This window comes from Pseudomonas sp. NFACC56-3 (genome assembly GCF_900100025.1).
GTDB classification, from domain to species: Bacteria; Pseudomonadota; Gammaproteobacteria; order Pseudomonadales; family Pseudomonadaceae; genus Aquipseudomonas; species Aquipseudomonas fluorescens_AA.
In genome coordinates this window covers 1-20,883 of sequence record NZ_FMTK01000023.1, presented here as the reverse complement: position 1 = coordinate 20,883, position 20,883 = coordinate 1, and the positions used below count along the sequence as shown (strand labels likewise).

The following is a 20,883-nucleotide window of genomic DNA, read 5'->3' as shown; positions in this document are numbered from 1 at the left end:
ACACTTCTTCGACGCAACCTGCTAAAACACTAATATTACAGAATGAAATTCCGCACGGATCCATACTTAGGGAGCTAATGATGAGTATAGCTAACGTTAATCCAGCAGAACGACTAAGCGGCACCGCCTTGGAAGGTGGATGGCAGGTAGGAAATATGATTCCTACGGGGCGTCGCAGCGGCGGCACGGGCGGATTTTTTTCAGTTTCATATGAAGTTGCAAGCGGTGAACGAAAAGCTTTTTTGAAAGCATTTGATATATTAACACCTATTAACAATGCGGTAGCCGCTGGGGAAACATTCACTACTACGCTCTTAGCTCATTTGCAGGCTTATGAATTCGAAACCAAGCTTCATTCGATCTGCGCCGATAAAAATATGAAAAGGATAGTTAAAATACTATCACACGGACAAGTAAACCTACCTCCTTTTCCTGGCGAGCAAATTAGTGCAGTTCCATACATGATAATGGAATTGGCGGATGGCGGGGATGTCAGGAATTACATAGGTAGTTCTGAATATATCGATTTATCAGTAAAACTATATTACTTGCGAGATGTAGCGTCAGGACTAATACAATTACACGGAGCCGAAATTGCTCATCAAGACCTAAAGCCTTCCAATGTAATGATTTTTGGGGGTGCCACAGCCAAAATTGGCGATCTGGGCCGTGCAAGCAAGCGAGACATAAACAGTAGCAATGACCTTTATAAAATAGCAGGAGATTATGCATATGCTCCTCCAGAACAGCTATACGGCTACCAGCTAGATAATTGGTATGATCGACGTCAAAGATGCGACCTGTATCAGTTTGCCTCATTAATAAGTTACTTACTCTTCTCTGCAAGCTTGAATACCATGTTAAAAAACAGGCTCCCACCGCAACTAGTGCCAATAGCATGGGGAGGAACGCATGCTTCCTACATCGACGCGCTCCCTCATTTAATAAAAATCTTTAATGAGGTGCTCCAAGAGTGGGAAAAAGAACTCCCGACTTGGCTGGCCCCTGAAATCATCGATATTCTTCAGCAATGTGGCACGCCATCTTTTAGTGAGAGAGGATCAAAAAAAACTTTAAGCTCCCAACCCTCTAACCTTGGGCTTAATAGGTTTGTCTCTCAATTTGACAGACTTGGTTTCAAAGCCACTATCGAAGCTCGCAAAATCTTGAAAGTTACAAAATCCTGAGGATGCATTATGAAGCATCTTGACACAGATAGAGATGTATTACCTGCCTGGATGACATCACACAGCGTGGCGGGAATGCCTGAATTAAATTCGGTAAAAAAAAATAAAACGCACTTCAACATAGAGAGATCAGCCCCAGATATTCTTAAGGAGTTCCATGCTAACCAAACCGTCGGTATCGCTACAGAACTTCTCAACGTCGCAATTATAGAAAACGATCAAGAAAATGCTGACATCGCTGCACAATTTCTTAAAGACAAACGACTTCTATCACCTTCATTAATAAAGCTCTTACATAACCCATGGGACTATCAAGTCCCGGACAAGCCCACCGAACACCCAATATCGATATTAAAAAAACAGCTTAAGCTTTCAAATAACAACCCTCTTATATGGGCCGATTTATCCAGAGAGTATGCCATCTTTGGGGAACAGGAGAGATCCATAAAAGCAATGCTGGCAGCCCTACATTATGCGAACAATCACCGTTGGATCACTCGTATTGGAGCACGAGTTTTTGTGCATTTTAACGAACCCGACCGGGCCCATTACACACTTCTAAAAAATCCCAGCATAAAGGCTGACCCATGGCTGATTGCCACCGAAATGGCTGTTTCCCGCAAGGCAAACAGACAATCCAAACTGCTTTCAAACGGAAGAAATTTATTAGAATCAAACATTCCCCCTATACACATGTCTGAATTAGCAAGCTCTTTTGGCACCTTAGAACTTTTGAATGGCGCAGAAAAAAAAGCAAAAAGTTTTTTTAAACAATCACTGCTAGCTCCCAACCAAAATTCTCTAGCGCAAGCTAAATGGGCAGAGCGAAATTCGAGATTAAAAAATCTAGTTAACGTACCCTTAGATTCACAAATAGTTGCTTATGAAGCCCAGTACTGGGAGGCCTATAGTAAGCAAAATATACCGCTTGCTATGGAGTTCGCGAAAGCATGGTACAACCAAGAGCCTTACTCAAGCGGCCCAGCAATTGCAATATCCTATTTAGCCGCCCTGCTAGACGATTATAAACTGCTACTACAGATCACTACAAAAGGGCTAGTGGCCAATCCACACAACTCAACATTAAAACTAAATCAGATTTTTGCTTGGATCGCAAGCACGGACATAAACCAAATCGCTAGCGAAAAACCTGATTTTATTGATAAGATCCTACGAACTCTTAATTTGTTAGCGGAGCACGATGACTGGTCATTAAAAGCGCATGCCTTAGCAAACACAGGAATGTTCCACTACCGCACAGGCAATTTAGAAACTGGACGACTGCAATATAATTTAGCTGAAGAAATATATGAACGGCACGCTCCAAATTTCAGATTTGTACTTTTGGTTAATCATCTACGAGAAGCTTTAATATCAGATGCAAACTGGGCCCAAGAAATAATGATAAAAGCTGCTGCGCTTACAAAAAAAACAGAAACCACGGAAAATCCTGGTGCAGTTTTTTACTTCAGAAAAATTGAAAAACTATCTAACAAATCTGGCAACTGGCTATTTAGGTTCAACCATGAAGGATCCACACATCTAATTGCAGACGAACTGAGCAATGGGCACTCCAACATAAAGCAAGTAACGCATGTAGATCTAGAATCAAAATTCTGGCTACCTGAACGCTTTTCCAGCAAAGAAATTTTTCGCCCATTTACTCTAAGCGCCCCCACAACCAAAAACAAACCCTAACGAAAGCCAACTACCACAACGCACGCACGCACGCACGCACGATGTTTTAATTTAAACGCAAAGCAGCATTCAACGCAGAAAACATACAACTTGATGCGAACTTATAAAAAACAACATTATCTTACCCATCTCGTACAATCTTACTCGGGCATAAAAAACCTCACCAATTTAGACACTTCATGCCCGGGTATTCCTTACCTCACCTCACAATATCCAAAGCCCGGCTCGCCAACAGCTCACTCATCTCTATCACTTGCAAAATCCCAATGCAACACACCGCCTAGCTCCATCGAAAAGTGGACAATGAACTGAATTCGCCCCTGTTTCCCCTTATGTCATTCCAACTCTCACTAAAAGTCGACCCAAAAAGCTTAACTAACTATCATTCCGGACAGTATCCAGTTCAGCATACTTGCTTATTTTTATTTTGTCTCAGGTGAAGGAGTTCGGCATATCTATTTATTCGTGACACATCATTTGACATCAAGAAAGAGCTTTTAGAGGGAGGAGATAGTTATGATAATTTAAGATAGTTTCAAGACTCATTAGCGATGACGACAAAATACAGAGCAGATCTGAGCCTAGAGAAACAAGTATAAAGCAGGTCTATTGCAGTCGGTATATACCGGGACCTTAAACTATCAAAATATAAATTTTCATCAGTACTCGATAAAGCTTTCGGTTCTTATCCGGATAGAGACGCTATAGTAAAAACCTTAAAACCAGGTGTAAAATGGCTCTTCAATAAAAAAGGTCTTGTTAACAAGACCTTTTTTATTGCTGCCGCTAGTGACTACCTCACCTCAACAATATCCAAAGCCCGATTCGCCAACAGCTCACTCACCTCAATCACCTGCAAAATCCCCAACGCAACGCGCCGCCTCGACCCATCCAGATCAAACGCCAAATCGCTGATCATCGCATTCGCCGAAGCCAGATTCTCACTGAGATTCGCAAGCAAACACTCAGAATCAACCCCCGGATCAATCCGAAAAATAGAGTCGGACTTGTCAGACGTTTCACCCTTAGGCTTGGGTTTCAGGTAGTAATCCAACGCTCGCGTGGCAGCGTCGTCAATTTTCTTGTTGCGGGCAGACTGAGCACGGGAGACGTGTTCGTTCGTATCAGGGGGATTCGGCGTATCTTTTACCATCGTCTTGCTTCCTGTAGTAGGAGCCATCACCCACTCGCTGCTAAACGATGGGAGGCAGCTGTACGCAGGTTAGCAGACCGGGGAAACAAGAAACCGGCGCGTCCGGGGACGCCCTGCGCACAGCCACCATCAAGTGCAGGATGGGGAATCCTGACTGGATGACGCCTTGCACAACCTGTTTCACCACGAGCTGCTAAACCCGATCACTGACCATCAGTGACAGGTCCAAAGCTACCGACGCAACCCCAGGCGCACAAGCCGGCGGATTCTGGCGTAGTTGTAGGCAAAGGCGCAAGGCGCTGTGGCTTGGCGGGCCTTCGTCGCTGGTGTCTGTCGGTCTTTACTGACAGATGCCGCTCGACTGGTCCGGGCAGGTGCTCGATGCCGTTCAATTGAGGCTATCGGAAGATCTGTGGCGAGGCGCTCATTGGAGGGGACTGCTGCGCAGTCCAGCGGGAGCAAGCTCCCTCGCCACATTTACCTGGATGGCATTACGATCGGGGCCGCTAGGCGCCCTCGCCCTTTTCCGCCGACTCATCGCTATGCACCACCACCAGCAACTGCGCCTGAACATCCCCCACCGAACGCAACCGATGGGGCTTCTGCGCATTGAAATGCAAGGCATCGCCACGGTTCAGCAGCACACGCTCGTTCATGAAGTCCACTTCCACCTGGCCCTCGTGCACGAACAGGAACTCCTCTCCGGTGTGTTCCTTGAACGCGTGATGGGCGGTGAATTCGGCGGCCGGGTAAAGGATGAAGGGCAGTAGGCTGCGCTCGGACACTTGGTGGGCCAATACCGCGTATTCGGAGCTGCCGCTGCTCGCCGCGAGGGATTGGCGGTCTTCGCTGCGCACCAGGCTGTAGCTGTCGAGGGAGACGCTTTCTTCGGAGAACAGCTCCTCGACTTTGACGCTCAGGGCCTTGGCGAGCTTGAGCGCCGTGGCGATGGAGGGCGTGCTCAAACCCCGTTCCACCTTGGACAGGTAGCTCTTGGTCATCCCGGTTTTTTCGGCCAGGACGTCCAGTGTCATGCCGAGTTTTTTCCTGAGCAATTTCAAGCGAATGGACATAGGTAACCAACATTTCCAGAGAAACGGACAATCTGCGATTGCAAATGACACTTTGTGTCACATAGTCTATTTAGTGTCATTAGCACCTTCCTTTCACAGCTTCCATGACGCGGATCAAGAACGGTCAAAGCACGAATCAGGAGAACGGGTATGAGCAAGACACTGGCGACGCCCAAGGACCAGTTGGTCCAGAATGCTGTTAACCAGATGCAGAAAACACTGCCGGATAATACGTGGACTGTACGACAAAAGCTGGCCCTGACCTGCCGCATCCTGTTCGAGAACGGCCACGACTCAGGGCTGGCGGGGCAGATTACCGCGCGCGGGCCGCAACCGGGCACCTATTACACCCAGCAATTGGGCCTGGGCTTCGATGAAATCACCGCTGGCAACCTGTTGCTGGTCAATGAAGGCCTCGAGGTGCTGGAGGGCCATGGCATGCCCAACCCGGCCAACCGCTTTCACACTTGGGTCTACCGCGCCCGGGCGGATGTGAATTGCATCATTCACACCCACCCGACCCACATCGCCGCGCTGTCGATGCTGGAAGTGCCGCTGCAGATTTCCCACATGGACCTCTGCCCGCTGTACGACGACTGTGCCTTCCTGGAGGGCTGGCCGGGTGTGCCGGTGGGTAACGAGGAGGGCGAATTGATCGCCGGTGCCTTGGGTGACAAGCGCGCCATCCTGCTTTCCCACCATGGCCAGTTGTCCACCGGTGCCACCGTGGAAGAAGCCTGCAACATCGCCCAACTGATCGAACGCGCCGCGAAGCTGCAATTGCTGGCCATGGCCGCCGGCGAGGTGAAACCGATCCTGCCTCACCTGGGCCGCGAAGCCCACGACTGGATCGCCCGGCCCAAGCGCCACGCGGCCGCCTTCAACTACTACGCCCGGCAGACCCTGCGTCAACACGCCGATTGCCTGAACTGAACCCACCAGGAGCGAAGCCATGTCTACCCCCAACATCCACGGCATCATCGGCTACACCATCACGCCCTTCTCCACCGACGGCCAGGGCTTGGACCTGGACGCACTGGGCCGGTCCATCGACCGTCTGATCGACAGCGGCGTGCATGCCATCGCGCCCCTGGGCAGCACCGGCGAAGGTGCCTACCTGAGCGACGCCGAGTGGGACCAAGTCAGCGAGTTCAGCATTGCCCGCGTCGCCGGCCGGGTGCCGACCGTGGTCAGCGTGTCTGACCTGACCACCGCCAAGGCGGTACGTCGCGCGCGTTTTGCCCAGGCGAAGGGCGCCGATGTGGTGATGGTGCTGCCGGCCTCGTACTGGAAACTGAGCGAGGCGGAAATCCTCGCGCACTACCAGGCCATCGGTGCCAGCATCGACCTGCCCATCATGCTCTACAACAACCCCGCCACCAGCGGCATCGACATGTCGGTGGAGCTGATCCTGCGGATTTTCAACGCGGTGGATAACGTCACCATGGTCAAGGAAAGCACTGGCGACATTCAGCGCATGCACAAGCTGCAATTGCTGGGTGAAGGCCAGGTGCCGTTCTACAACGGTTGCAACCCCCTGGCGCTGGAAGCCTTCGCGGCCGGCGCCAAGGGCTGGTGCACCGCCGCGCCGAACCTGATCCCGCAGCTCAACCTCGACCTGTATGCGGCCATACTGGCCAACGACCTGAGCCAGGCCCGGGCGTTGTTCTATCGTCAATTGCCACTGCTGGATTTCATCCTCAAGGGTGGTTTGCCCGCCACCATCAAGGCCGGTTTGCGCACTCTTGGCCTGGAGGTTGGCGATCCGCGCCTGCCGGTTTTTCCATTGGATGAGGCGCGTAACCAGCAACTGCAGGCGATGTTGAAACAGCTGCTCTGATTCGCGCAGGGCGCTGAGTTCTACTTTTGCGACGGACAGGTGGCGCCCTAACCTGTCCGCTCGCTCCATTGAGGTCACTTGGGATGAAGACCTATCAACCGTTGAACTGCGATCTGCATGATTACCTGGAGATCGCCTGCCTGTATGGCTACACGCTGGACATTGAGCTGATTGACGGCCAACGCCTGACCGCCCGTGCGATCACCACACGTACCGCCTCCACGCGGGAGGAGTTTCTTGATGTGGACACTGCGGAAGGTCGCCGAGAGATTCGCCTCGATCAGTTGCTGGCGATTACGCCGCAGGATGACAACGCCCGGTTTGGTCGGGTTGTGCTGGCGAGTGGGTAATCCGCTCAGACGCGCCCCCTCAACGCCCTTTTCCAAACAACTTGTCGGCAAGCTGCCGACCTCGTTCCAGCCCTTCAGTCGTCAACCAGATCGATTTGTTCCTGTTTACCGGATTGCTGATGAGGCCTTGCTCATGCAATCGGTTCATGACTTCGAAGTCGAAACCTTTCCAGGCGTTGCCGTCGTCGGAGCTGAAAGCTGCCAACAAGGCAAGCACAGCTTCCTCTATCAATTTGTCGTCGTAATCCATGGTCGCTACTCCACTCGTGTTTAGCTGGTAACGCCGAATCAGCATCAGCGCCCCTAAACCCTATCTGGTCAAAGATAAGCAGAGAGTTTAGCTATCTGGCGCGGGTGTGTTGCTCCATGACGGCACGGGTTCATAGGCTCCAACTGAGCTGCCGCTTCAGATTACTTCGCTCCTCCGCAGCTAGCCCTACCTGTATTGAGGAAACCGGAACGACCACTTCAGAAACCCCCTACATCGCGCCCCTCTCCTCCCACGTTAGAGTCTGACCCGCACTCACTGGACGAGACTCACCACGTGGCGACAAGCCAAAAAGACATCCCTCAGGTCCGAAACCCGCCCGGCGGTGACGGGCATCACCTCACTTATCGGGACATGAGCGCCAGCGAACTGGCCGAGCGCGACGCCCTACAGCAGGCTTATGAAGCCATGCTTGCCCGCCAGGCAGCCTACGAACAAACGCGCTGGGCCACGGTGGATAGCAAGCCGTTATCCAGCGTAACCGGAAGCGTGTTTGCCAAGAGCTGCAAGCTCCCCAACGGCATCATCGATTACAGCAACCCCAACGGCTACGTCCCAGCGGATCTGGTCAAGCAGTACGGTGATCTCATGTGGCTCGGGGGCAGGAGCGCCGACCCATCCGGCACAATCCCCCTCAAGCGGATCGGCACTGGCACGGTACCCGTTACCTTGGGCAGGCTCGCGCTGGGCGGTTCGGCAACTTCCGCGGCTGCCGCTGCCGGTGGCACCGTCGGCGCAGCCCTGCTGACAGGCATCGTCGCCTTGCTCTGGCCGTCCAGCTTGGGCGACAGCGCGCTGTACAGCGAAGACCAGCTACGCGACCTCAAGCAAGCCCGCAGCCGCATGCGCCTGAGCATCGAGCAGCAGGCCGATGGCAGTTTCAAGGGCTATGGCTTCTACACCGGCCAGAACTCCGACTGGGAAATGGTCGATGTTGTCCAATTCACCCCGCGGGCCGATCAATTCGTCGCCGACCTGGGTGATGGCATCGAACTGATCTGGACCCCGGCCTCCGACCCGTCCGACACCCTCGGCATTCCTGCCCTGGAAGCGGCGCCACAGGCACCTAACATCTGGATCTATCCGCCGACGCCGGTGGCCGACAACATCATCGTCGACCCGATCTATCCGCCGGAGTACAGGGATTTCATTCTGGTGTTTCCGGCGGATTCGGGGGTTCGGCCGGTTTATGTGGTTTTGAGTGTTCCGGGGGATCATAAGTATTACGAAGCTCCGATACTGCTATCGGCCTTCCCCGATGCCGTCAGGGTAAAATCAAAATCGTCCGTACAAGGCGGGGGCAAAAAAAGAAGACGTTGGGTGGATAAGAAGGGACGTATTTATGAATGGGATTCCAAAAGTAATGCCGTAGAAAAGTACGACAAGCTAGGAAACCATCTGGGCGAGTACGACCATTTGACAGGCCGTCAAACAAAACCTGCCAAACCCGGCAGGACAACCCCAAGACAATAAAAGAGGAACACCATGCCATTCTTCTCAATAACAGGCTTCTACCCAGACGACAAAAAGGACGATTCATTACAGTTCGAAACTCACATAAAAGATGCCGAACAAAAGGAAGCATTGGCCCAAATAACTGAAGCCAAGCCATTCAACGAAATTGGCCCAGGAGAGCTGGAGATAACAGAAAAACAGCTAAGAAAAATAGAAAAAATTCTAAATATAAAATTTCCTACCGGGCTTGAATATTACATCGGAACTTGTGCCGACTAGTCCTTGGTCGAGGAAGCGCCGCTGCGCCCCTCGGACCTTAGCTGGTCAAAGATAAGAGGGTCTAGCTATCCGATGGGGCAGTGCAGTCAAAGGGGCTAGTCTCATCAAGCTATTTGAGACATCTTTTGGCCCTTGGCCTTTGTCGCTCTCTTGCCTTTGTGCTCAAACTCCCATCCCTTACAAGCCAGGGCCACATGCTTAGGAATCATTGAAGTCCCGCTGCTGTAAGCGGTGATAGTGCGACGGGTAAAGCCCAACTCCTGCGCGGCAGTCGTCAACGAGAGTTTGTTGACAGTCATCCAGCGCTTGAATGCCTGGGTCGGCATCACCTCACCGGCTTGCTCCAGCGCCAACCGATACAAGGTGACCGCCGCCAGTTCCAAGTCATCACCCCAGCTCACATCGAAGCCCCATTCGCCCACTTGGGCGGTGCCGAACAACGACAGGTCCTCCAAGGGCTTGAGTACCGGGAATTGTCGGATGTGTTCCCGCAGGTCAACGTCGTAGCGCTTACCGTTGGCAAACTCCACCTGCAAGGCATGTTTGCCGGGGGCAGGCTTCACGCTGTTGATTCTGGCTTTGCTGATCATGGGTCAGCTCCTCCGATTCTGTTCATTCCACACACGCTGCAGGTCAGCGGTGTGCTTTGCCGCCCACGCCAAAGCGGCTTTCAGGGACTTAGGGTTGGCCCCTCTGCCAAGCACCTGGAGCCCGTCGATCTCCACCAGCGACTCACCATCGGGCGTTTGCACATGAAAATGCGGCGGCGCGTGATCGTCCGGGTAGATTTTTATTTTCCAGTTACGGTAGCTATATACGGTAGCCATGCCAGGCATGCTAGGGAATTTTTTTCCCTAGCACAAGGTCAGCCGTCAGATGCTGAGCGCGACCCCTTTTCCCGCCGAAGCGCGACTGGTCTGAGAAGGCTTGAGCAAACAAAAGCGCAAGGAGACGTCGGCTCGTGAGTCTGGCCATTCAACGGGTCTGACAGACCCGGCATAAAAATCTTTCCACTCCATCCCTCCCCGCAAAGCCCCCATCCGCTCCAGCAAAGCCCCTCACAACCCCCTACCTCGATAATGCCTTCTTTCCACACCCCCTAGCGCTACAACCGAGCACCGTGTTTTCCCATGAGCCTACGCACCTTCATCCGTCGCTACTGCCTGGATTCCAGGCTCGCCACGAATGCCCTGACCCGCCTGCACCAAGCGCTTTCCTCTCTGGCCCGCTACCTGGCGCAACAAGGTTTCGACGACAAGGCCTGGCCGGCCACCCGCGACGAAGGCGCCCTGGACCGTCGCCTCGACACCGTGCGCCCGGAGCTGGCCGCCACGGTGTTCAGCCACGCTCGGGAGGGGGTCATCCTGGTTGACCCGTACGGTCGGGTCATCGCCGTGAACGAGGCCTTCACGCGGCTCACCGGTTACGGGCAAGAAGAGATAAAGGGCCGGGAGTTGAATTCCCATCGCATGGTGCGTCGGCTCGCGGCGTTTTATGCGCCAATGAAGAATGCGCTGGATTTCCACGGGCACTGGTCCGGTGAAATTCAAAGCAATCACAAGGATGGCCGGGAGATGACGTCGCGCATCAGCATCAGCGCGGTGCATGACCGGCATGGCAATGTTCAGCACTATGTGGCGTTGTTCAGCGACATGACGCAGATGAAGCAACGCCTGCAGTTACTGGAGCGTGACGCTCGGCATGACGCGCTCACGCAACTGCCCAACCGGTTGCTGTTGACCGAACGGATGCGCCAGGCCCTGGGCAAGGCCGCTCTCTATCAGCAGAAAGTGGCCATCGCGTTTATCGACCTCGATGGGTTCAAGGCGCTCAACGACAGCTATGGGCATGACTGGGGTGATCGGGTGTTGCAGATTGTCGCGACACGGATCAATGCCACGTTGCGTGAAGGGGATACGTTGGCGCGGCTCGGTGGCGATGAGTTCGTGGCGGGGCTGGTGGATTTGCAGGCGGTGGAGGACAGCGAGCCGTTGCTCAAGCGGATGCTGGCGGCGGCCAATGCGCCGATCTTGATTGGCGCGCAAACGGTGGAGATTGCCGCCAGTATCGGCGTGGCGTTTTTTCCGGAGCATGGGCAGGAGGTCGATGGGCTGATCAGCAAGGCGGACCAGGCGATGTACCTGTCGAAAAAGGCCGGCGGCAATCGTCTGGCGTTTTGTCCGACGCGGTTTATTTCGCTCAATAGCGAAGCCTGACAGTGGTGCCGAGGGTTCGTTCGCTGCCGGTCATGACGCCATAGTCGCCGGCGCCGAGCAGTGAATACACGGCGGTGATGTAGTTGCGGTCGAAGACGTTGCGCACCCAGCCTTCCACTTCCCAGGCGCGGTCCTGGCTGCGCAGGCCCAGGCGCAAATTGGTCAGGCCGTAGCTGGGTTGATAGCTGCCCTCGCCGCCTTCGAGGGTGCCGGAGTAGCCGGTGCGGAAGCTGTAGTCGATACCGCTGAAGGCTTCCAGCCCATAGGGCAGCGGATGGGTGTGGTCGAGGCCGCTGCTGAGGTTCCATTCCGGCGCGTTGTAGAGGCGGTCGCCGCTGAGGTCGCAGGTCCATTGGCCCGAGGCCGGCGGGCACGGGGCGTTGGGGAAGCTGCGATAACGCGCGTCGCTCCAGGCCAGGCCCAGGCGCCCGGTGAGTCGGGGGGTGAGTTGCCAGGCGGAATCCAGCTCGATGCCACGCAGGCGGACCTTGCCGACGTTGATCAGGTTGTCCCGCAGCGGTGGCGCGAACATGGACGTGGGCGGGCTGTAGGTAAGCGCCTGGTAGTTGTCGACGTCGGTCTGGTAGACGGCGAGGTCGAGCAATGCGCGCTCGTCCCAGAAGCGCGTCTTCATGCCCAGTTCCAGGGACGTGGCGCGCTCCGGCTCGAAGGTGGGCGCGGTGAACGGGCCGACCACGTCGAAGTTGATGCCGCCGGCCTTGTAGCCCCGCGACCAACTGACGTAGCCCATCACCCCATCGCTGAAGCGGTAGCTGGCGCTGAGGAGGCTGGAGACGTTGTTTTCTTTTATCGAGTCCTCGCGGTAATAACCACCACCCAGGGCGATGTCGCGCAGCAACAGCCCACCGGACTGGAACACCGCTGGCAACCCCGTCAGCGGGGCGAGGTTGCTGACGTCGCGGGAGATCCAGCCGTCCTTGCGCTCCTGGCTGTAACGCAGGCCGCCGGTGAGTTCCAGCGGGTCGATCGGGCGCCAGGAGAGCTGGCCGAAAATGGCTCGGCTGTCGCCCTTCTGCTCGCCGTCATAGCGTTGCCGGGCGCCGTCCAGCAGCATCGCCGGCACCTGTTTCGGATCGGTGAAGGTGATGCCGTAGAGCTTGCGCAAGGCTTCCAGCTGATCGCCGACGAACCAGGGCGCGGCGTCCTTGCCGAATTCGGCGTCGATCTCGCGGTCGAGTTGTTGGCGCAGGTAATAGAGCCCGGCCACATAGTCGACGGAAGAACCGACCGTGCCGGACAGGCGCCATTCCTGGCTGAACTGCCGGTGGCCCAGCTCGGTTTCGGATTCGGCCACGGACAGCGCGGTGCTGTCGCTGTCGCGGGTGGCGCGGTAGTCCCAGTCGCGGTAGGCGGTGATGCTGGTCAAGCGCATCGCCTCGTCCAGGTCCCAATTCAACTCCAGTGAGACACCGTTCTGCAGGGTTTGCGGATGGCCCGGCGCGTCGATGCGTGTCTCGCGCTTGTAAGGGTCGGGCTCCGACAATGGATAGCCGAGGAACTGGGCGCGCTTGCGGGTCTGCTGGCTGTAGTGATTGACCAGCAGGACGTTGCCGGCTTCGTTTTGCTCGGCATAGTCGGCGATCAGGCGGGCGCTGAAATCCGGGGTCGGCGTCCACAGTAACTGGCCGCGCAGGCCATGGCTGTCGGCGTCGCCGAGGCGGGCGCCGTCTTGCAGGTTTTCCACGGTGCCATCGGTGGAGCTGTCGAAAACATTGAGTCGGCCAGCGAGCACGTCGTCCTGCAACGGCCCGGAAACCGTCCCGCGATATTCCCGCAGGCCGCGCTCGCCGTAGCTGGCTTCGAGGTTGGCCTCGGGCTGGAAGGTTGGCTGGCGAGTGATGATGTTCAGCGCGCCCGCCGTGGTGTTCTTGCCGAACAGGGTGCCTTGTGGCCCGCGCAGCACTTCGATGCGCTCGATGTCCATCAACTCGGTGAAGGCCATGCCCTGGCGCGCCTGGTAAACGCCATCGACGTAGGTGCCGACGCTGCCTTCCAGGCCATCGTTGTAGGCGGTCGCGCCGAAGCCGCGCAGGCCGAAGCCGGCATAACGGGCGTCGTGACCGGACACCACCAGGCCGGGCACCCGCTGTTGGATGTCTTGCAGGCGGTGCAGGCCGGCCTCGTCCAGTTGCTCGCCGTAGAGGACGTTGATCGGGATCGGCACCTGTTGCGGGTCTTCCTCGCGGCGGCGAGCGGTGACGGTGGTGGCGTCGAGCGTGAGGGCGCCGGGCGCCGCTTGCTCGGCCTGGACCGACGCCCAGGGCAACATCGAAAGGCCGCCGAGCAGGAACAACCGGTAACCCAAACCCGGCATCCTAGTGCTCCCGTGCCAACGCGCGACGCGTGGTGTCCGGGCAGGCCAGCGCCTTGACCCACGCCAGCAATTCGCGGCTGTCGGCGGGCTTGAGCAGGACCGCGTCGAAGGCCAGATCCTCTGGATAGTCCTGCGGCCTGCGCGGCGGCACTGCCGAATAGAGCATCACCGGCAGATGGCGCCAACGCTCGCGCACGTGGCGCAGCAGCGCCCAGCCGTCCATGCCGGGCATCATCTGGTCGCTGATCAGCAGGTCGATTGGCTGCTGCGCCAGGCAGGCCAAGGCGTCTTCGCCGTTCGCCGCCATGCTCACGTCAAAACCGTAACCGGCCAGCAAGTCATAGAGCCATTCGCTGTTCTGCTCGACGTCGTCCACCAGCAGGACGTGTTTGCCCTGGCCATCAAACGGCATGGCGTTGTTGTCGACGATGCCGTTTTCCAGGTCGTGTTCTTGGGCGCCATTCAATTGCAGGCGGAAACTGAAGTGGCTGCCCTGCCCGGTGGCTTGGGGTTCGAGACGGCTGTCCATGCGCTCCAGCAGTTGGGTGACGATGGACAGGCCCAGCCCGCTGCCTTCGTAGCGCTGGGCATTGCGGCCGCGGCGGAACGGTTGCAGCAGTTGTTCGAACTCTTGCGGGTCGATGCCGATGCCGGTGTCGATCACGCTGAAACGCAGTTCCACGGTGTTGGCGGCCGCGCCCGGGGCCCAATCTACTTCGAAGCGGATCTGGCCGTTGCGGGTGAATTTCGCCGCGTTCGCCAGAAGGTTCATGAGCACCTGCCGAAGGCGTTTGAAGTCGGCCTCCACCAGTGGCGGCAAGTCATCGGCCAGCACCGCCTCGAAGGTGTTGCCCTGGCGTGCGGCGAGAAAGCCCGCTTCGTCTGCGATCTCGTTGAGAAACCCGTACAGGTAGCCCGGCGCGAGGGTCAGTTGCATTTGCTCCAGCTCGCCACGGGAAAACTCGAGCATCTCGTCGATCAGTTCCAGTTGCTGGCGGGCGTTGCGTTCGATGGTCGCCTGATAGTCGCGGTTGGGCCCGGCGTGCAGCAGACGCGCATAGTCGATGATGCGCACCAGCGGCGAGCGCAGGTCGTGGCTGATGCGCGCCATCAACGCACTGCGGGCCGCCAGGGAGTCGCGCAACTGCGACGTGCGCAGGGCCACGGTGCTTTCCAGGCGTTCGTGCTCGGCCTGGCGTTGTTGTTCGAGGGTGGTCAGGGCGTGTTTTTCGCGGTTGCGGCTGCGGGCCACTTCCATGATCAACGTGCACACCAGCAACGCCACGCCCGCCAGCGTAGACGACAGGCTGTATTTGCTTTCCGGCGACTGCCAGGGCAACTGTTCTTGCGGGAAAAACATCCGCATCAGCAATTGTGCGAACAAGAGCCCCGGCACCAGCCACGCCATCCAGCTGTAAGTGAGCCTTCTGCGCCAAGCCATGAATAACGTGGCGAGCAACACGCCATAGAAACTGAACAGGGCAACCTGGACCCAGTACGCGCCTTGGACTGGATCGACCTTCAGCCACCAGAGTCGACCGAGGACACAGCCCACCAGCGGTACCCAATAGCTCCAGCCAATGATTTTTGGCAGCCGGGACACCTGCAACAGCACGCGGAAATAGGCCAGGAACAGGACGAACGAGAGCGCGCTGGCGAGGGTCAGCAATTCGCGCATCCAGCCCAGGGCGCTGGGCCAGTAGATCAGGTAGCCGTTCACGATGCAGGTCAGCAGGATATAACTGAGCACCGCGCCCGCGTTCACGGTGAGCAGTCGCGAGCGCAGGATCCAGCCGACGATCAGGCCGAAGGGGACGACCAGCAGGACAATGCCGAGGGCGAGCCCGTCGCTGAGGTAAGTCCGTTGTTGACTGCGCAGCAGCGCCGGTTCGGACCACAGCTCCGGCTCCAGCAGCATCTGGAAATGGCTCGTCACGCGAACGAACACCGTGACGCTCTCCCCCGCCGCCAACGACACCGGAAACGCCGGTTGGCGCGCCGCCGGCTGGGGCCATTCGGCCAACGGATAGGCGCCTCCGGCGTGGGCTTCACGCCAGTGCCCGGCTGACGATTGAAAGACGCGGATGTCGTCCAGGCGCGGCGCCCCGACCACCAGCAAGCGCGAACACGCCGCATCGCTGGAATTGGTGAGCTGCCATTTCAACCAGAAGGCGGAGCGGCTGTAGCCTTGGCTCGGCCAGCGCGGGGTGGCGGGGTTGAAATGGGTGTCGGGCAGTCGGGCGACTTCTTCGAGGCTCAAGTGGGCCTGGGCGTCTTCGAAAATCTGCGCCGCAGGCATCAGGTCCAGACGCTCAGCCCGGCACAGCTCCACGGGCGCGGCGTGGAGCAGGCCGGCGGACAACGAAGCGATCGTCAGCGCCAGAAACCGTAGGAGCCGCATCAGGCGCGCCCGACCGACTCTGCACCAACGAAGCCCAGGGTTTGCTGGCGAAACTGGCTGGGCGTCATGCCGATTCGCTGTCGAAACGCGGTGGTGAAGTTGCAGGCATTGCGAAAGCCCACCACTTCGGCGACGTCCTGTACGCTCATGGCGCTTTCGGAGAGCAGTTCCTGGCCGCGTCGCAATCGCGCGTCGCGAATGTAGGCAAACACCGTCATCCCCAGGTGTTCGCGAAAAATGGCGGAGAGGCGTTTTTCATGAGTGCCGACTTTTTGCGCGAGCATGCCCAGGGACGGTATGTCGTCCAGCTGGTTTTCGATCAGTCGCATCGCCGCGCGCAGCACGATCTCATCGCCTTGCGGTTGCGGATCGGCCGGGTGGTCCGCAATGGGCGGTGGCGCTCGCCAGGTCAATTGCAGATGGATCCTGATGCGTGCCAGGACTTCCTCGGGGGCGCAGGATTTGGGGATGTAGTCCACCGCGCCCACGGTCAACCCCTCCAACCGCTCCAACGACGTATTGGCCGACGACAGAAACAGGATCGGGGTATGCCGGGTGGCCGGCGCCTCGCGTAATAACCGGCACAGGCTGAAGCCATCCATTTGCGGCATGTGCACATCCAGGACAATCAGGTCCGGGCGCAGGGCAAGGGCGCGTTGATAGCCCTGATAGGCATCGCTGGCCAGGGAAATGCGCCAAGGTTGGGTCTTCAACAGAATGAGCGTGGCGCGGATGTCTTCGGGGACATCGTCGATCAACAGAATATGCGGCAACGGCTCGGAGGCCGCCACGCCTGCCGCCGTCAATACCTGCCTTTCGTATCGTCCGTTGTCCATTCGCCAGGTCTCTTTTTTGTTTAGCCAGGTCGCTGTCGTGCAATTGCCAAGCGCGGAAGCACGTTTCGAGCCGGCAACAAACCGATATAGCGGCAGATCGAGTGAGAACTGAAGCTATCAAATTTTTAACGGGCGTTAAACGGTCGTCCCCTCGTGGCGCCTACCGATACGGGGCGTTACGGGCGGGGCGCAGGGGCGTGTGGCGAGGGATATCGAACGAGAGGGGGCTATGCCTGGAAAAAGCCCAGGCGCGGAGGCCAACGGGGTTGATGCAATTCACTAAACCGTGGCGAGGGAGCTTGCTCCCGCTGGGCGGGCGAAGCGGCCCTAAACCAGCCAACTCGGTGTACCAGATAGATTGAGTTCGCTGCTTTGGGGCTGCTGCGCAGCCCAGCGGGAGCAAGCTCCCTCGCCACGGGTTGTTGAGTTCCTTAAATGAGCGGCAATCGATTAGAACGAATAACCGATCTGCGCGAGCAGTTGCGGGTTTTCCTGGCGCGTATCGCTCTGCGCTTCGCCGCCGGAGTGGCGCCAGGCGACCGTTGCGTCGAATGAGAGTTGGCCGTATTGAGCGCGCAGGCCCACACCGCCGCCGGAGATGCTGCGGGTGTTTTTCTCATCGGCCCACTCGTCGTGGTTGATGCGCACCTTGCCGGCGTCCCAGAACAGGTAGGGCGTGAGCTTGTCGATCGGGTAGCGAAGCTCGATCTGGGTCAGCATGCCTTCGTCGCCCGAACCTTCGCTTTGCGGATAAGCCCGTACGCCATCGATGCCGCCGAGGCTGAAGTCTTCGGAGGAGTCGAGGTTGTCGTTGCTCCACTGGCCAAGGAAACGGGCGAAGAGCGTGAAGTTGGCCGGCAGCGCTTGCAGGCGCGCGAGGTCGACGTTCACTTTGCTGAAGTTGCCCTCGGTCTGGGCGGTCTGGCGGTCGCCCTCGCGCAGGGCCGAGTCCAGTTTCAGGTCACCGTAGGTCAGCGTCGCACCGCCGTAGGTGATGCCGCCGCCGAACAAAGTGTCCCTCACGTCAAATTGCAAACTGATGGGCAGCGTGTTGCTGCTTTTTTCAAAACTGAGGCCCAGCACTTCGTACTTATCCTCGAGTTCCTTGTGCTGGTATTGCCCAGCCAACATGAGGTTCGCCTGGTTGCTGCGCAGGAGCGGGTAGCTCAAGCCGATGCTGCTGACCTCAGCGGTACCGGTGGCCCCCAGATCGGCGAATTCCGCGCCCAGGTCGTAGGAGCTCTGGGCGTAACCCACGTTGCCACGCAGGCCAGAGGTGCCCAATGGCATCGAGTAGCCGAGGCTGCCGAAATACAGGTCTTCATCGGTGGCCATCACCGCGGCGCTGAGCCGGTCGCCCAGCATCAGCGGGCTATTCCAGTCGCCTTGTACCGTCAGGCGATTGCGCCCCGAATACCGATTGCCATGGTTGTCCAGGGTGGCCTTGCCCTCGAAGGCCTCGGTCTTGCTCACTTTGGCATCGAGATCGCCCGTGCCGAGTGCCTCACCTGGCCGGATCACCGGACGAACAGCCACGCCCGGCAAGTCCGAGAGCACCAATATGCTGCGCTCCAGCCGGTCACGCTCGATCACGTCGCCCGGTTGCAAGTCGTCCAGGAACGGCTGCGCCTGCGCGGCCAGTTTCGCATCGTCGTTGGTGGCGGTGATTTTCCCATAACGGCCTTCGATCACCGCGATGGTCAGTTCACCGTTGGCCATGCGTTGGGCCGGCAAATAGGCACGTGCAAACGGGTAACCCTGCTCACGGTAATAAAGCGTGACCTGCCGGGCCACTTCCCGCAGCTCGTCCAGGTCATGGGCTCGACCAATAGCCGGGGCGACGACGCGTTGCAGGCTGGCCTCGTCGATGCGCGTGTTGTCGGTGAAATGGACAGCGTTGAGCTGGACCTTGGCACCACCGACTTTTTCCTGCTCTGGTTGTGGTGCGTCTATATCCAGGCGAATGCTTTGCGGCAGTTCCTGCTGCGGAATCGGCAGTTCCTGCAGGATACGGCCGGCGTCGGGGATCGGGCGCGCCGGCAGGGTCGCCGCCCAGGCCGGGGAAGTGGACAACAACGCCAGACCGGCCGCGCAGGACATCAGTTTGTTTTGCATGGGATCAATCTCGAATAATTCGGGTTGCCTGAGCCCATGACCACGTCCGGGGACGTGGCCAAGGGTTCCTTCAAATGAAAAGGTGGATGTCAGGGATCAGGGACGCATGGCCAGGCTCGGCAAGCGCACACCGCCGCGCACGACGAACACGGTCTGCGGTGGGTAGGCCGCACAGGCGCCGCCTTCGGATACGCCGCCATCGGAGCAGACGGTCCCGGCCAGTTCCCGCTCGCTGGCGGTGTCCTCGGCCTGAGCAGCCGAATCGCTGTCGCCTTGCGCCAGGGCGTTGCCCGCGCCGTCGCCCGTATTCCCGTTGGCACGCGTGCCGCCCTGGTCCACCAGCAGCAGACCGCCGTCATCGACTCCGCGATCAGACCAGTCGACCGGTTTCGCCTGGGTCGGGTTGAGCTCCGGTGCATGAGGCGAACTCACCTCTGCGCCGACGCGTGTCGCATCGGCGACGCTCTGCCGCACGGCGTCATAATCAATCGACGGCGTCACGGTGAGATTGGCGTTGGCCGGACTGCTCACGATCAGGTAACCGAGGTCAGCCAGCCCGCCGATGTTGATCAGGTGCGAACCCGGGCCTTGAGTGCCGACCGAATACAGTGGGTTGCCGAGCATCGGCTTGGTGTCGCCGTTCCACAGACCGTTGGCGTCATAACCGGCGATACCGCCGCCGTTGAACGTGGTTTGGCCATCGAACACCTTGGTCTGGGTGGTCGCGCCGTTGGTGGACACCACCAGGACGGGCTGCTCGCGGTAAACGGCATGCACGCCCGTGTTGCCCAAGGCCCTGCCGAAATTGCTCTGTTGCTCGTCGCTGTTGTAGCGGAAATTGCCGCTGCCACTGCCGACCACATCCACCACGCGGGTGCTGCCAGCGAGGCTACCGGTGTAGATCACCGCCCGACCGCCAGCGCCGGTCGACACCGTCACGCCCGCGTCGGCCTTCACGTCACCGCCCGCAGCCACGCCCGCCGAAGCGGATTGACCGGCGTTGAGCACGATCGCATCGGCGGCATTGCTGGTGGTGCTGACGTTCTCGGCCAGGGTGATGTTGCCGGTGGTCGTCACAACCTGGACTTTGCCGGTGTTGCCGATACCGACGATCTGATCCAGCTGGGTGCCGTCCAGTGCCGTCTCGGTCAGCGTGCCGACGGTGACGTCGGTCCGATTGACGAAGCTGACATCCTTCGCTCGGCTGGCGATATCGCCGACCCAGTTGCTGGCGTTGCGCAGATCGAAATCCCCGCCCTTGAGCGCCAGGCCATCGGCGGTGATATTGCCGTTGGCATCCTGGGTGGTCTTGCCACTGATGTTCAGAAACACGTTGCCGGTGGTAGCCAGTCCTTCGTTGATCGCCAAGTCACCTTGGGTGCCGATGCTGACGTCGCCGGTGTTGTTCACGCCGGTGGTGACCTTCACCACGTTGCCGTTACCGTCGGTTTCGGTCAGCGTGCCGACCTTCAGGTTGCCGGTGTTGTTGAAGGCGACCTTGCCTGCCTCGCTGGCGATGTCGCCCACCACGTTGCCGTTGTTGCGCAACTCGAAGTCGCCACCGTTGAGGGCCAGGCCATCGGCGGTGATGTTGCCGTTGGCATCCTGGGTGGTCTTGCCGCCGATGTTCAGGAACACATTGCCGCTGGTAGCCAGTCCTTCGTTGATCGCCAAGTC

At 58.1% G+C, this 20,883-nt stretch carries 18 protein-coding genes; 8 read left to right on the top strand and 10 right to left on the bottom strand.

All coding sequences use genetic code 11. The features are described from left to right. Positions 1–80: 80 nt before the first annotated feature. Complete coding sequence (locus BLO80_RS24130) at positions 81–1,187, top strand: protein kinase domain-containing protein (RefSeq protein ID WP_175459545.1); 1,107 nt, start codon at positions 81–83, stop codon at positions 1,185–1,187. Between the two features lie 9 nt (positions 1,188–1,196). Continuing rightward, positions 1,197–2,885, top strand: coding sequence for a hypothetical protein (locus BLO80_RS29650; RefSeq protein WP_139197108.1), 1,689 nt, complete (start codon positions 1,197–1,199; stop codon positions 2,883–2,885). 793 nt (positions 2,886–3,678) lie between these two features. Here the strand turns inward: BLO80_RS29650 and BLO80_RS24125 are convergent. Together BLO80_RS24125 and BLO80_RS24120 are read right to left on the bottom strand one after the other, a co-directional pair. After that, complete coding sequence (locus BLO80_RS24125) at positions 3,679–4,038, bottom strand: DUF6124 family protein (protein WP_092331654.1); 360 nt, start codon at positions 4,036–4,038, stop codon at positions 3,679–3,681. 506 nt (positions 4,039–4,544) lie between these two features. Next, complete coding sequence (locus BLO80_RS24120) at positions 4,545–5,111, bottom strand: helix-turn-helix domain-containing protein (RefSeq protein WP_092331657.1); 567 nt, start codon at positions 5,109–5,111, stop codon at positions 4,545–4,547. Positions 5,112–5,261: 150 nt separating this feature from the next. On the opposite strand from BLO80_RS24120, the gene BLO80_RS24115 reads away from it, so the two are divergent. The 3 genes from BLO80_RS24115 (at position 5,262) to BLO80_RS24105 (ending at position 7,301) form a co-directional block, all read left to right on the top strand. Next, positions 5,262–6,044, top strand: coding sequence for an aldolase (locus BLO80_RS24115; protein WP_092331659.1), 783 nt, complete (start codon positions 5,262–5,264; stop codon positions 6,042–6,044). Between the two features lie 19 nt (positions 6,045–6,063). After that, a complete protein-coding gene (locus tag BLO80_RS24110) occupies positions 6,064–6,951 on the top strand; it encodes a dihydrodipicolinate synthase family protein (RefSeq protein ID WP_092331662.1) in 888 nt (295 codons plus the stop codon). An 83-nt stretch (positions 6,952–7,034) separates the two neighbouring features. Beyond that, positions 7,035–7,301, top strand: coding sequence for a Rho-binding antiterminator (locus tag BLO80_RS24105; protein ID WP_092331665.1), 267 nt, complete (start codon positions 7,035–7,037; stop codon positions 7,299–7,301). Between the two features lie 19 nt (positions 7,302–7,320). On the opposite strand, the gene BLO80_RS24100 is transcribed toward BLO80_RS24105, so the two are convergent. Continuing rightward, on the bottom strand, positions 7,321–7,551 hold the full coding sequence (locus BLO80_RS24100; RefSeq protein WP_092331667.1) for a DUF6429 family protein: 231 nt from the start codon (positions 7,549–7,551) through the stop codon (positions 7,321–7,323). Positions 7,552–7,845: 294 nt separating this feature from the next. Here BLO80_RS24100 and BLO80_RS24095 point away from each other — a divergent pair, with 294 nt between their 5' ends. Together BLO80_RS24095 and BLO80_RS24090 are read left to right on the top strand one after the other, a co-directional pair. Then, positions 7,846–9,042, top strand: coding sequence for an S-type pyocin domain-containing protein (locus BLO80_RS24095; protein ID WP_092331670.1), 1,197 nt, complete (start codon positions 7,846–7,848; stop codon positions 9,040–9,042). 12 nt (positions 9,043–9,054) lie between these two features. Continuing rightward, positions 9,055–9,303: a pyocin S6 family toxin immunity protein gene (locus BLO80_RS24090; RefSeq protein ID WP_092331672.1), complete on the top strand. Its 249-nt coding sequence runs from the start codon at positions 9,055–9,057 to the stop codon at positions 9,301–9,303. Between the two features lie 104 nt (positions 9,304–9,407). Here the strand turns inward: BLO80_RS24090 and BLO80_RS24085 are convergent, their stop codons facing one another. Further along, the gene (locus BLO80_RS24085; protein WP_092331675.1) at positions 9,408–9,893 is read right to left on the bottom strand and encodes a DUF2442 domain-containing protein; all 486 of its coding nucleotides are present in this window, start codon (positions 9,891–9,893) and stop codon (positions 9,408–9,410) included. Between the two features lie 3 nt (positions 9,894–9,896). After that, on the bottom strand, positions 9,897–10,130 hold the full coding sequence (locus BLO80_RS24080; protein ID WP_175459544.1) for a DUF4160 domain-containing protein: 234 nt from the start codon (positions 10,128–10,130) through the stop codon (positions 9,897–9,899). Between the two features lie 303 nt (positions 10,131–10,433). On the opposite strand from BLO80_RS24080, the gene BLO80_RS24075 reads away from it, so the two are divergent. After that, complete coding sequence (locus BLO80_RS24075) at positions 10,434–11,519, top strand: sensor domain-containing diguanylate cyclase (protein WP_092331680.1); 1,086 nt, start codon at positions 10,434–10,436, stop codon at positions 11,517–11,519. Here BLO80_RS24075 and BLO80_RS24070 read toward each other — a convergent pair. The 5 genes from BLO80_RS24070 to BLO80_RS29995 all read right to left on the bottom strand — a co-directional run. Beyond that, positions 11,503–13,854: a TonB-dependent receptor gene (locus BLO80_RS24070; protein WP_092331682.1), complete on the bottom strand. Its 2,352-nt coding sequence runs from the start codon at positions 13,852–13,854 to the stop codon at positions 11,503–11,505. The genes BLO80_RS24075 and BLO80_RS24070 overlap by 17 nt on opposite strands. A 1-nt stretch (position 13,855) precedes the next feature. Then, complete coding sequence (locus tag BLO80_RS24065; protein WP_092331685.1) at positions 13,856–16,255, bottom strand: hybrid sensor histidine kinase/response regulator; 2,400 nt, start codon at positions 16,253–16,255, stop codon at positions 13,856–13,858. Further along, positions 16,255–17,091, bottom strand: coding sequence for a response regulator transcription factor (locus BLO80_RS24060; protein WP_092331688.1), 837 nt, complete (start codon positions 17,089–17,091; stop codon positions 16,255–16,257). Before BLO80_RS24060 ends, BLO80_RS24065 begins: the two co-directional genes overlap by 1 nt. A 450-nt stretch (positions 17,092–17,541) precedes the next feature. Continuing rightward, the gene (locus BLO80_RS24055; RefSeq protein WP_218189382.1) at positions 17,542–19,206 is read right to left on the bottom strand and encodes a ShlB/FhaC/HecB family hemolysin secretion/activation protein; all 1,665 of its coding nucleotides are present in this window, start codon (positions 19,204–19,206) and stop codon (positions 17,542–17,544) included. Between the two features lie 96 nt (positions 19,207–19,302). Then, positions 19,303–20,883, bottom strand: a 1,581-nt coding sequence (locus tag BLO80_RS29995; RefSeq protein ID WP_218189381.1) for a hypothetical protein, incomplete at its 5' end; no start/stop codon positions are given.